This is a genomic window from Monoglobus pectinilyticus (assembly GCF_002874775.1).
Taxonomy (GTDB): domain Bacteria; phylum Bacillota; class Clostridia; order Monoglobales; family Monoglobaceae; genus Monoglobus; species Monoglobus pectinilyticus.
Map to the genome: position 1 here is coordinate 1864955 of NZ_CP020991.1, position 13467 is coordinate 1878421.

Annotated in this window: 7 protein-coding genes; 6 read left to right on the forward strand and 1 reads right to left on the reverse strand. The window is 37.4% G+C overall.

The features are described from left to right. The first annotated feature begins 71 nt into the window (after window positions 1–71). The 6 genes from B9O19_RS07940 (at window position 72) to B9O19_RS07965 (ending at window position 11272) form a co-directional block, all read left to right on the forward strand. Window positions 72–3203, forward strand: coding sequence for an S-layer homology domain-containing protein (locus tag B9O19_RS07940; RefSeq protein WP_102365915.1), 3132 nt, complete (start codon window positions 72–74; stop codon window positions 3201–3203). A gap of 107 nt (window positions 3204–3310) precedes the next feature. Beyond that, window positions 3311–4579, forward strand: a complete 1269-nt coding sequence (locus B9O19_RS07945) for an S-layer homology domain-containing protein (RefSeq protein WP_102365916.1) — start codon at window positions 3311–3313, stop codon at window positions 4577–4579. Window positions 4580–5856: 1277 nt separating this feature from the next. After that, complete coding sequence (locus tag B9O19_RS07950; protein ID WP_102365917.1) at window positions 5857–8160, forward strand: hypothetical protein; 2304 nt, start codon at window positions 5857–5859, stop codon at window positions 8158–8160. Between the two features lie 132 nt (window positions 8161–8292). Continuing rightward, window positions 8293–8631 carry an FHA domain-containing protein gene (locus B9O19_RS07955; RefSeq protein ID WP_158648953.1) on the forward strand — a complete coding sequence of 113 codons (339 nt, stop codon included), beginning with the start codon at window positions 8293–8295 and terminating at the stop codon, window positions 8629–8631. A 30-nt stretch (window positions 8632–8661) separates the two neighbouring features. Further along, a complete protein-coding gene (locus B9O19_RS07960; protein WP_102365919.1) occupies window positions 8662–9915 on the forward strand; it encodes an FtsW/RodA/SpoVE family cell cycle protein in 1254 nt (417 codons plus the stop codon). After that, window positions 9902–11272 carry a peptidoglycan D,D-transpeptidase FtsI family protein gene (locus B9O19_RS07965; RefSeq protein WP_102365920.1) on the forward strand — a complete coding sequence of 457 codons (1371 nt, stop codon included), beginning with the start codon at window positions 9902–9904 and terminating at the stop codon, window positions 11270–11272. The genes B9O19_RS07960 and B9O19_RS07965 overlap by 14 nt, the downstream gene beginning before the upstream one ends. 1419 nt (window positions 11273–12691) lie before the next feature. On the opposite strand, the gene B9O19_RS07970 is transcribed toward B9O19_RS07965, so the two are convergent. After that, window positions 12692–13255 (reverse strand): hypothetical protein, encoded by a 564-nt coding sequence (locus B9O19_RS07970; RefSeq protein WP_102365921.1) that lies wholly within the window; start codon window positions 13253–13255, stop codon window positions 12692–12694. Between the last annotated feature and the right edge of the window lie 212 nt (window positions 13256–13467).

Sequence of the window (13467 nt, forward strand, 5' to 3'; positions counted from 1 at the left end):
GGCAATCTGTCGAGAGTCAGTTATACAATACTACTTGAAATATGTTATTTTCATGGAAGGAGTTTTAATTAATGAGAAATTTACGAAAGATCACAGCAATTACTGTTGTGGTAGCCATGGTTCTCAGCCTTATGTCATTTGGTTCAGTTTTCGCTGCAGAATATGATAATTCAGTAGTTGTAAGCGCAACACCATCTGCAGAGTTTGTAGAACAAGGCGGAACTGTAGATGTCACTGTTGATTTGACAACTGCAAAGGCATTTAAATCAGGTATAATCGGATTTAATTTGGTATTCGATACAGATGTATTTGAATATCAAAATGTTGAGTTTACATACTATGATGATGATCTTGGTAATAAGGCATCAGATTGGGAAGCAAACTCAGGTTTTAATACTTCAACAAACAAATTTGTGTTCGGAACTCTCGGCACAACAGTATACACAGCTGACAATGCAAAACGTCAGTCACTGGCTAAAGTTACTTTAAAAGTAAAAGATACTGCTAAAGACGGAGTTCAGAATATATCTATTGAGACTTTTAACGGAGCTGACAGTAACTTGGATTTGGTTTCAAGCACTTTAAATTCTGCAAAAGTTGAGATAGGTAAAGCACCGGCACAGACTGTTAAGATTGATGTTACACCATCTGCAGAAAATGTTGCACAAGGTGGAACAGTTGATATGACAGTTGATATGACTTCTGCAAAGGCATTTAAATCAGGTATAATCGGATTTGATTTAGTATTTGATACAAATGTATTTGAATATCAAGGTGTTAAATTTGCTTATTATGAAGATGATTTGGGTAACCAAACATCAGATTGGGAAGCAAACTCAGGCTTTAATGCTTCAACAAATCATTTTGTATTTGGAACGCTTGGAACAACTGTATATACAGCTGACCATGCAAAACATCAGCCGATAGCTGTTGTTACTTTGAAGGTTAAAGATAATGCACCTGACGGCGCTCAGGCTATTAATTTGACAACATTCAATGGTGTTGACGCTAACTTGGATAAGGTTGGGGCAACAATGAATTCTACAAGTGTTACTATTGGCGGAGCAGTAGTTCCAACAGCTACAGCTGTTCCTGTTCCAACAGCTACAGCTGTTCCTGTTCCAACAGCTACAACTGCACCGGTTGAAAACTATATTGCTACTTTGAATGTAACAAATGGTACAGGTACTCTTACAAATGCAAGCGGAGAGGTTTATCCGACAGTTGCCCCGGCAACAGAAGCTCCTGTTCCAACAGATGCACCTATCGTTACAGACGCACCGGTTGTTACTGACAAACCAGTAGTTACAGATGCACCTGTTCCGACAGAAAAACCAATTGTTACAGAAGCACCTGTTCCTGGTAAATCAGTTGAATGGACATTCGCTGACGCACCAGAAGGAACAAAGCTTGTTAACAATACTAATAAAGAAAAAGAGTGGTATGTAGGTAATGTAGATTTAGGTAATGGTTTAATGTCTTACTCAAATGGTACTGTTAATGCTGAAAAGCAAGAGTATGCAAATGCGTTTGAGGTTGACAGAACAAGTGATACAGAATTTACATTAGAGAATGGCACAACTGAGACTGTAACTGGCGCTCTTAAGTTTGGCGGTAAGACTACTGCAGATGCTAGATACTTCACTTACACACCAGCAGCAGATGGTACAATAACAGTATATGTGAAGCATGGCAGTCCTAACAAAGAGAATACTAATATTCGTAGATTAGTTGTTACTCAGGGAGCTAATGAAACAAAAGTAGATACAATTGGAACTGATGCTCCATATGTAGTAAAGACTATTTCTGTAGTTGCAAATCAAGAAGTTAAAATTGGTTGTGATGATAATGTTGCTTTAGCTAAATTAGTTTACACACCAGCAGCAAAATCTGCAAGTGTTGCTGCTGATACAGCAGGCGCTCAATACATCATTCCTGCCGGTGATACAGTAACAATCAATGCAGTATCTAATATCGCTGGTGCAACAGCAGTAGTAACTGTTAAAGCTGCAGACGGTACAGATATTCCAGTATCAGACAGTAAGTTTGTAATGCCTGAGCAGAATGCTTCAGTTGATGTAGTATTCGGAGGTTCAGTGCCGACACCTTCTGCTGATCCGGCTACTATAACAACAATTGCTGGTTCTATAACTGCCCCGGCTTCAAATAGAGCGGTATCTTATGATATCACTGCACCTGAAGGCGCACGTTATAAACTTAGCGACGTTTCTTGGAATCCGGCTGTAGAGTCAAGATATGCTTATAATACAGTTTATACAATTACATTTACCGCTACAGCTGATGAAAACTGCACAATTAGCGCAGATGCAGTTGCAACAGTAAATTCTTATGATGCTGACAGTATCACAGTTAGCGCTGATGGTAAGACAGCAGTTGTAACATATGAGTTTGCTAAGACATCTAAGAAGGGCTCAAGCAGCGGTCCTAGCGGTCCAGACACAGGCAATACAGGTAAAGCTACAGCAACACCGGCTCCGACAAAGGCTCCAACACCTACAACAGAGCCAGGTAAGCAGGTATTTGAAGATGTTCCGTCAACATACTGGGCTTACAGCTACATCATGGATCTCTATGATGCAGGTATCGTAAACGGTGCTTCTGCTACAATGTTCTATCCTGAGAACAATGTAACACGTGCTGAATTTACTAAGATGGCAGTTGTACTCTTCGGACTTGATTCTAAATCAACTGAATCTCAGTTCACTGATGTTCCTGCAAATGAATGGTACGCTAAGTATGTAGTAGCAGCAACAGAAGCTGGAATCGTTACAGGTATATCTGAAACAGAGTTTGCTCCGAATGATGATGTAACACGTGAGCAGATGGCAGCAATAATCGGACGTTATCTTGATATAACATCTAAAGCAGCTATGAAGTATACAGATTCTGCAGCTATTTCAGATTATGCAGTTCCGTATGTATCTGGTTTAACAGAAAAGGGTCTGTTAACCGGTGAAGAAGACGGTACATTTAGACCGGCTGCTTCAGCAGCACGTTCTGAAGCCGCTGCACTTCTTTCAAGAGTAAAGGCAACAATGTCAACTCCTGAAGAGACAGCAGCACCAGAGAAAACAGCTGCTCCGGAAGCAACTGCTAGCGCAGAGCCGGAAGCTACTGCCAGTGCTGAGCCAGTGGCTACAGCAACAGCAGCACCGGAAGCTACTGCAACACCTTCTAAGTAATTTGAGGTTAAGTTAGCTATAAGGGAGACCCGAATCTCGGGTCTCCTTTTTAAAATTTTGCTATTTTGCTATATACAATTAATTTAACTGCGAGAGGAGAACCACTTATGAGAAGCATGAAAAAATTATCTATATTTGTTTCTATAGTTATGATTTTTAATTTAGTTGTTATTCCCGTATTTGCTGACAATTCTGATAAATCTATAACTATAAATATGATATCATCGACAGATACTGTACAGCCCGGAGATACGTTTGAGGTGGACGTTAATTTATCATCAAATGAGTCGTTTCATTCGGGAATAATTGGATTTGACTTATCATTTAATTCAAATATATTTGAATATAGTGATGTAAATTTTTATACAAGCATAGACGAACTTGGTAACAATTCAAGCGATTGGGAAGAATTATCGGGCTATAATGAAACTACAAGACATTTTGTTTTTGGAACATTAGGAACCACTGTTTATGCAGAAGGAGAAAACACCTCTAATACTGTTGCAAAAATCTTTTTTAGAGTAAAAGACAAGGATGAATATGGAACACAAACAATAAAGATTGAAAAATTTAATGGTGTAGATAGTGAACTGAACAATCTTGAAGCGTCTCTTCCAACAATTCAAATTAGCGTAGTAAGCGATATTGTGCCAACGCCTAATCCAACGGCAGAGCCAACAGAGGCTCCAACTGCTAAGCCAACATCTAAACCATCAGGAAATACAAATAATAGTACTGATCCAACATCGACTCCAACAGCAACTCCGGCAGTATCAGAAAGTCCTGTGCCTACTTCAACACCTGAAGTAACTGTTGCTCCTACAGCGTCACCTTCAGGTCAGATATTTGGGGATGTAACCGAAGGCTACTGGGCTTACAGCTATATTATGGATTTGTATGCTAATAATATAGTAAATGGGGATAAAGACGGCAATTTTTATCCTGAGAATAATGTTACACGTGCTGAATTTACTAAAATGGCAGTTTCGTTATTTGAAATAGAGTCTTCGAGTACTGAATCAGCGTTTACAGATGTTCCGGCAGATGAATGGTATGCTGAATATGTTGCTGCGGCTGCTGAGGCAGGTATAGTAACAGGTACAAGCGAAACAACATTCTCACCGGATGAAACAGTTACACGTGAACAAATGGCAACAATCATAGGAAGAAAGCTCAATCTTATATCTGAAACTGCTTCTGAATATACTGATGCAGATACCATTGCGGATTATGCTTTAGGATATGTAACAGGTTTGACAGAGGCAGGTTATCTTACAGGTGACGACAGTGGAATGTTCAGACCACAGGCGACTGCTACAAGGGCGGAATCAGCAGCGTTGCTTTCAAGAGTTCGTACATCAAATACAGCTGAATAAGATTATTGAATATTGATGTATTTATAAAATTTGTTTAAACTTATATCCGGCGGTATTCCGCCGGATATTTTTGTTTAGCGCTTTAAAGCGTTGGAATTCCGTTAGTTATATGTGGATAAAAGTTTTGGCAAAAACTAGAAATTCACAATAGCATAATCAGTAAAGATATAAAAAAACACAATGAAAGAGTATTAAGAAAGTTCAAAATAAAAAAGAAAAAATTGATAGAAGTTAAAACCATAGTTCATTTTAAAAAATAGATGCAAATATTTAATAGCATTGTGCTAAAAAATAGCTCCAAATAAATCTATGGTAAGTTAAAGAAGGTTACAGGCGGAACGTTGAAGAAGGTTTAGCAAGCATAGAAGCATAGAAGCATAGAAGCATAGAAGCATAGACATATTCCAATCATTTTTATATGCTGATGAACATTCACAAATTTGACTATGATATAGTTTATGTAATATCTAAAGGAAAAAGAGCTCATTAATGATATTATATGAACATGGAAATCTAAGTTACAAAAATGTGAGTAAATATGTTAGATATATAGAATACTATGTAGATACAGTATGAAGTGATAGAAGTCAATATTTGACTACATCAAAGACCAGTTAGAAGAATATAAACCGGTTGGACAGATTAGATGTTCTTAGATCCGTTAACTGACAACAGAAATAAGTAGATAAAAAAGACAATTATACGTGAACGGTTGCTTAAAATCATAAAAAGTTATACTTAGTAAATCATTTAGAAAGGTCAGTTTCTCATTTTATGGTCTGTATGAATTCTGGTATTGACTTTAAACGGTTTTTGTAAATAATTTTAAGCCGCTCATGCTTTTAATTATTGAAAGCTTCTAAATTTTAATTTTGAGATTAATACGATGGATATTGAGGGGCTCTTAAAAGTTTATAAAAACGTATAAGTTCGAATTTAGAAAAATATTGTTTCTGAAAACTTATACAAAAAATTAAACTGTTGTTGAATTTTATAAAAAATGTGGTATAATTATCCTAGTGCTGTATACTCTTTTTGTTTTTAAGATTAATGTACCATATTAATTTTTTAAATATAGGGATATACTCTTGCAAAAATATATTTTTTAATGCAGTAAAAGCAATAGTGTTTTTATAATTGCACAATAATTGTTTTTGTTTTGTGTAAGAAGATTTTAATTTATAACAGTTGATTAAAAAACTATGCGTTATAAATATTTGGTGTAATTAGTTTTTTATGTTTTGTAATAAAGTATTCTAGGATGAGGGAATAAAAACATGATTAGAAAATTTATATATTATCTGATACTGACTGCAGTTGTCTTCTCTTGTGTGACGGTTCAGGTACCGGCATTTGCTGATGAGGCGACAGAAGATTATACTGATATAACGCATTCATTAAGCAATGAGCAGAGAAATTCTCTTAGTGATTATCTTTGTAGGTTCGGCGCGTGTTATACAACAGATTTTGAGGGAGAGAACGGCGGCAAAATTGTATTGGATCCTGGTAATTGGACTAAAAAGATGTCTGAGATAATTTGGTGGCAGTTTTTGGCTTACAGCAAGCGCGACAGGCAAAACCCTAACGCTCCTATAGACGGAAATACTAAAACGGTTACTCCATCAACTCTTCGGCTCTGCGTTAAGAATACTTTTGCGGTGTCAGATACTCCTGACGCGGTGCGCAGTGTGGCTGATGATTATTACATAGACCATACAGATGGAAACTATCATCCGCCGCAGCAGGACCCGAGCGGAACTATGTGGACAAGATCTCCGGAAAGCTGTAAAATACAATACTTTGTTAAGTTGAAAGACGGAACGTTTTTAGTACATTATATTCCGGAATATTTGGAATCAGCTGAAGGTATGCACAATGGTTCATTATATTATGCAAAACTGAAAACTGCTGATACTAGCTCAGGATATGTTGCAACGGAGCTCGGTACTGTTTCGGCAATTGATGATAAATACATTAAAATGGGATTTTTAGACGCTGCCGATAAAGGTTCGGAGGCTTTGTCTAATATAAATATTGACTATGAGCGTACCGGCGGGTTTACAACCATAAAAGAGTATGGCGATTATTTAACAGAAATTCTCGCAGGACTTGGAGAAAATTCTCCTAATGGTCCGGGTGTAAACGATATTGCGGCGTATATATCAGCGGCTTGTCTGAGAAATTCTAAAATTGAGCTTAAAGCTGAGAATAATACCGTAAATATTAATTTGACTAATATCAGAGACTCGGCTGTTGCATCTGCTGCAACCAGTCAGGAATTATGGAAAATTGCAGGAGAAAAGGATATAAAACCTAACAAAAGTATTGTTGTTCCTATACAGATAGTTATAAAAGAATTAAATGACGCTTTGCCTCCAAAAATTATTTTTGACAGTGATTTAAAAGATGATGATTTGGGAATATCTAACATGCGTATACTTATAGGCGATAACAGTCACAGTGTTATCATGGACAAAGCAACTTGTAATAGGATAATTGATGATAATGGCGAATTTACTGTTGAAATGGGTTCCGCAATCGGCGGCGGATATATAATAAACTTTTTTGATCAAAATAATGAGAGGATAGAAAAACTGCCGGCTAAAGTCAACTTTTCTATCCCCGCTGAAAACGCTTATGACAGCGTGTTTACAACCAGCGACGGCAGGGACTTTAATATAGGAGGAATATTTGACTCCAGTAATAAAGCTCTTGAGTTTAAGACAAACACTTCCGGTCTATTTAAAGTGAAAGCAAGTGTTCCTGAGATTTCTGACATTGGTGATTTAAGTGAAGATGAGCAGAAGCATATAAAACTGCTGGTCTCAAAAGATTACTTTGCAACGGTAGGCGGGCGTTTTAGACCCTATGACCAATATACCAATTATGATGCCGCCAGAGCGGTTTCCGGAATATTGTTTACGGTGGATACTGAAGCGAGGGCGCAATATAATGACGTTGACGAGTCGGACCCACAGTCTATGTATGTGGCGTCTATAGAAGAGGCGGGGATAAAGCTTTATTCCGACCAGGGTGGCCTTAGATTTAACGGTAATTCCGCTGTGGGTCTCGAAGACACGTTTACAATGAGTTTGGCGTTGCTTGTTGACTATAAGGGATATTATCTTCCTGATTTAGGGAATGATACAGACAGACCGTATGCAAGTATATATTTGAATTATCCTGATATTCAGTATATGAAAAAAGCATCATTGGGAAAACTTGCTCTTGGTGCAAGAGAAGGTATTATTAATGACGGAATGTCGCTTACAAAAACTGAAAATAGATTTGACCGGAGTTCTGCCGCTGAGTTTTTATATAGACTTTTTGAACGTATGTGCGAGGTTGCGCCGGCAAAATTTGACGCAGGGGAATCCGGGTATAAATCAAGCGCCGCTTTTTATAATCCGCTTGCAACAATGAGATTTGATCCCCCGCCAATCGTTTATTTATACTTGGGGTGTTTTGCTGTTGGATTAATTTTTGCGCTTCTTCTTTGGTTTATGGAGAAAAAGCATAAGATTGTTAATGAAAACGCGGCCGACGCCGGCGGCGACGATGATTATTGGAATGAATACTAGGTTTGACTGAAGGGAGACTGCAACATGACTATATATAGTTTTATTTCCACGATATTAAGCTATGTTTTTACAGTTATAATATATGTGTTTATTATTTTTGTCATCAGGCTGATCTATCTGGATGTCAAAAAAATGAGCCGGTTTGAGGACAATAGTATAAATGATGCGGCGTGTTCAAGCCTGAGACCGATAAAGTCAAAGGTTGAACTTTCAGCGCCTCTTAAACATAGGTATAATATTTATGGAGAAGCAATTTTAGGCCGAAGCCGTGAGTGCGATATAATTATAAATGAGAAATTTATTTCTCAGAAACATTTAATTATTTGGTATGAAGACGGCGAATGGTATCTTGAGGATTTAGGGAGCCGGAACGGCACATATGTTAACGGGCAGAGAATCCGGCAGGAAGTTATACTTGATACCGAGGATCAGATTACGGTCGGCGGCTTAAATTTTATATTTGAGACATAAATTATATTTTTAAGAATTGGCGGTGAGAAAATGGGAACAATTAAATCGGCTAATTACAGAAAGCCGGCTTATCTTTTGATTTTATTGGATATACTCGGATTCGGACTGCTGTATATATCAAAAAGTTATAATATGAACGTGGTATATACCGGGATAGCCGTTCTTGTTCTTTTTCTTGTCATGTATACAGTTTTAGTGATATGCCGTATGGGGGACAAGTTTATAATGCTTATGGCGTTTATGCTTATGTCTATTGGGGTATTATTGCTCTGCCGCATAAACCTCGATTACGGTTTCAGGCAAATCATTTGGATACTAGTAGGCGGCGCAGCTTTTTTTGTAGCTTATTTTATTTATTATAATATTAAAATATGGGACAGATTTTGGTATATTTATTTTGCAATCGGTGTAGGATTGTTTTTGTTCACCCTGGTTTTGGGAACTACTATAAACGGCTCAAAGAATTGGGTGTCATTTGGACCTATTACTTTTCAGCCCTCAGAGATAACTAAAATTATGTATATAATGTGCTTAGCGTGCTATTACTCGGGAGCATGGTCTAAGCCTGTGCTGGGAAAACTTTCTCCGAAGTGGATAACTTTGGCTATTACTTATATTTTTGTGGGATTTTTGGTGCTTCAAAGAGATTGGGGAACTATATTGGTTCTTTTCTCTATCTATTTGTTTATGGTGTATGTATATGAGAAAGACAAAAAATTACTGTTTTTAAATATAGGTGCGCTTGGAATTATTGGTATTTTGGGATATAAGTTTTTGTATCATATACAGGTCAGAATATCAACATGGCTTGACCCATGGTCTGATATAGCCAGTAAGGGCTATCAAATTACACAGTCGCTTTTTGCTATTGCGTCAGGCGGTTATTTTGGACGCGGATTAGGAAACGGTTCGCCGTATTATATACCCGAAGTTCACTCAGATTTTATATTTGCTGCTATCTGTGAAGAAATGGGAGTTTTCGGAGGAGTTGCAGTAATCCTATTGTTTTTCTTAATTGCGTACAGATGTTTTAAGATTTCAATTATGGCCAGCGACCCTTATGATAAAGCTGTTAGCTTTGGCGTTACGGTTATGTTTGCTATTCAAACATTTATCATTATAGGCGGAGTTACAAAAATGATACCTCTGACGGGAATTACACTGCCGTTTGTCAGCTATGGAGGTACGTCTATAGTTATAAGTTTTGCTTCGCTGGGAATAGTTCAGGCAATATCCGCGAAGACAGAAAGAAAGGGGGAGATGACCGAAAATGAGGACGAATAAAAGAATCATACGCGTCCTGATTGCCATCTCGCTGCTTTTTTTGGCGCTGGTTACTTATTTATTGTGGTTTAATATGTTTCGTGCCAAGGATGTGTATACAAACTCATATAATAAACGCCAGTGGGAGAGCGAACAGCAGGTTCAGCGCGGAGAGATATATTCTCAGGACGGGGTGCTGCTTGCCGAAACGGAGATAGACGGTGACGCTAGAATCAGGAAGTATCCAAAGGGAAGATTATATTCTCACATAATCGGATATTGTTCTCAGGTGTATGGAAAAACTCAGCTTGAAATGAGCCATGATGATGACCTTATTGGAAAAGGCACAATAAGCTTGACTTTGAATGAGATAAAGCACGGTAATAATCTCAATCTTACTATAAACGATGAACTTCAGGAGTACGCATATGAACAGCTCGACGGAAGGGATGGAGCTATTGTGGCTATGGAACCTACTACCGGACAAATCTTGGCAATGGTGAGTCTGCCCGACTTTAATCCGGAAACAATTGAAAAGGATTGGCCGTCAATGATGGAGGATGAGAATTCACCGTTTTTAGCAAGGGCAACACAGGGATTATATCCGCCGGGATCGACATATAAAATTGTTACAGCTGCAGGAGTGTATGACAACGGAATGACCACTGAAACTTTTGACGATGAAGGATTATTTAAAAAAGACGACGTAACCGTATATAATTATAATAAAGAATCTTTTGGAAAATTAGATATAAAGACCGCATTTGAAGTGTCTAGTAATTATGTGTTTTGTACTTTAGGGTATGAGATGGGTGCGGACGCGGTAAAAGCTGAAGCTGAAAAGTTTGGGGTAAACAAATCATTTGAGTTTGATATTCCGGTTTCACAAAGTCAGATTCAATATAAAAAGATGACAGATTTAGACGGCGCCTTGGTGTCTATTGGACAGGGTGGGCTGGTTATGACTCCTCTGCATGTGGCAATGATGGCGAGCGCCGTTGCTAATAATGGAAAGATGATGAAACCGTATCTCGTGGAGACTGTAACAACCGAGAACGGGACTGTTATAGGACAGACAAAGCCTTCAGTTTTATATGACAGCATTGGAACTGCATGTGCTGACTATATCGAAGATATGATGATAGGCGTTGTTGAGGATGGAACAGGTACAGGGGCTCAAATCAGCGGTATAACAGTGGCCGGCAAGACGGGAACAGCTGAGAATGAAACTGATAAAGACCATGCATGGTTTGTAGGTTATGCTCCTGTAGAAAACCCGACTATATGTGTTGCTGTGGTTCTTGAAAATGCGGCAACTTCGGGAGGAAAGTCCGCGGTTCCTATAGCCAAAAATATAATTAGAAAGTTTTTAAAGTGATTGTGCAGAACGGATAATATTAATTAGATCGAAACGGACGCCCAAATTAAAAGGCGTTAGTTTTGTTAAGAGCAGATATTAAATTTTGTGTGTTTAAGGTTTGTATTTGTTCTCTGCGATCAGTTGCGGCAATAATTTTTATTTTACACCGCGCATGCGTAAACACACATGGAGTAGTTTGTCATAATTCTTTTATAATAAAAATAACCGTGACTGCGCGCCTAACGCGGCAAACTGCGTTTGCCCTGCCGATGCTTGCAAAACCACATTTTATAATAAATTTGTTTTAGAAATATTATTCTATAAATAGTGTGTTATAGTGAACATCGGCAGGGTGTGACCCGACCTGTAAAGGTTGGTGTGATACAAAGTAACTTGTTTTATTATAGCCTTCAACGTCAATAAATTGCTTAGTTGTGATGTATTGTGTGCTTGCACACCTCGTTAGGTGAGCTGTCATCTCACGCGAAGCGTGAATATAAGTAGAGAAATTTGTCATAAATCTTTTATAGTAAAAATAACTGAAGCTGCGCGCCTAACGCGGCAAACTGCGTTTGCCCTGCCGATGCTTGCAAAACCACAATTTATAATAAATTTGGTTTAGAAATATTATTCTATAAATAGTGTGTTATAGTGAACATCGGCAGGGTGTGACCCGACCTGTAAAGGTTGGTGTGATACAAAGTGACCTGTTTTAATTAGCCTTCAATGTCAATAAATTGCTTAGTTGTGATGTATTGTGTGCTTGCACACCTCGTTAGGTGAACATTCATCTCACGCGAAGCGTGAATAAAAATAGAATAGTTTATCATAATTCTTTTATAGTAAAAGTAACCGGAACTGCGCGCCTAACGAGGCAGATTTCATCTGCATATCACAACCAAGTTATTTATATATGACAACTAAGTTAATTATTGGCGTTTAAAGTATATATAACATTATATGGTTTGTATAACATACACTTTCAAATAAAAGTGTAGCCACAATTGACATTGAAGGCTAATTAAAACAGGTCACTTTGTATCACGCCCACCTTGCAGATGGGGTCACAGACATTACAACTTTATCAAAACAATTGATTTGTATAACACACACTTTAAAAAAGTGTGGTCACAGCCCTCCGATACTTGCTAAATCATATTTTTATGTTTATAATACTTAAATTTAATATTTCAGTCCGATTTAAATGTAATCTTTTTATTCCAAGTCTTAGTTTACATGATTTAAAGTATAATATGTTAATATTGTATAACACACGTTTAATATAACATAAGCATAGTCAGAGCTTAATAAAACTTTTGACTATGCTTATTTTTATACTACTTTTAAAAATATATTAATTTTAAATAATTGTAACCGCGTAAACTATTGCATATCAATAGTTTAACTTTTACTTAATATTTATATTATAACACGATGTTATCTAACTTCTGCGTTATCCCAGAGTTTGTCTGCATCTCCCATTTTGCCCAAAAAGTCTGAAACTTTTGATTTAAACTCTGATACATCTCCGCTGACAGCGGAAGTAACAGCAGATTCAAAACCGGCCATTGCGTCATAAGCAGCTGTGGCAGCATCTGATATTTTTCCGTAAGATTCCTGATATTCCTCGGGGGCGTTTGCTATAGTGTCTGAGAGAGTTTTTGTTTTTTCCTCTAAATCATTTTTAATATCAGAAAATTCTTTGCCCCATGCGGCTATGTCCTCTTCAGAACTGAGAGTAGACGCTTTTCCAATAAGAGCTCTGAGGGATTCGCGGCTCTCTTCGATAGCTTCGGCCTGTTTTTTTACATCATCGACATTATTTCCGATTTCATCGCTTGCCGAAGGTTCATTTGTTACAGCCGAATCTGATGCTGAGGTCGGTTCAGTTTGCTTCATGGTATCAGTCGCTTTGTTTGAGTCGCCGTTTCCGCATGACGCTAAGCTTAGTATCATTGCACACGCTGCCGTTATGACTAATAATCTTTTTACAAATTTCATATAATTGCCTCCTTTAATTTTGTACGAGCACAGTATAACACGATAAAATATTTATGTCAATATAGTTTATAAAAATAAAAATTACAACGATATAACAATTTTTAAGAAAAATGTCGAATTATTTCGTTTGATATATAAATGTTTATAATAAAATATTTGTTCTTAACAAATGCGTAAATATGATTGACGGAACAAAAGTTTTATTGTATAAT

Coding starts and splice junctions, on each gene's coding strand:
- B9O19_RS07940 (WP_102365915.1), top strand. CDS start 72: ATGAGAAATTTACGAAAGATCACAGCAATTACTGTTGTGGTAGCCATG.
- B9O19_RS07945 (WP_102365916.1), top strand. CDS start 3,311: ATGAGAAGCATGAAAAAATTATCTATATTTGTTTCTATAGTTATGATT.
- B9O19_RS07950 (WP_102365917.1), top strand. CDS start 5,857: ATGATTAGAAAATTTATATATTATCTGATACTGACTGCAGTTGTCTTC.
- B9O19_RS07955 (WP_158648953.1), top strand. CDS start 8,293: ATGAGCCGGTTTGAGGACAATAGTATAAATGATGCGGCGTGTTCAAGC.
- B9O19_RS07960 (WP_102365919.1), top strand. CDS start 8,662: ATGGGAACAATTAAATCGGCTAATTACAGAAAGCCGGCTTATCTTTTG.
- B9O19_RS07965 (WP_102365920.1), top strand. CDS start 9,902: ATGAGGACGAATAAAAGAATCATACGCGTCCTGATTGCCATCTCGCTG.
- B9O19_RS07970 (WP_102365921.1), bottom strand. CDS start 13,255: ATGAAATTTGTAAAAAGATTATTAGTCATAACGGCAGCGTGTGCAATG.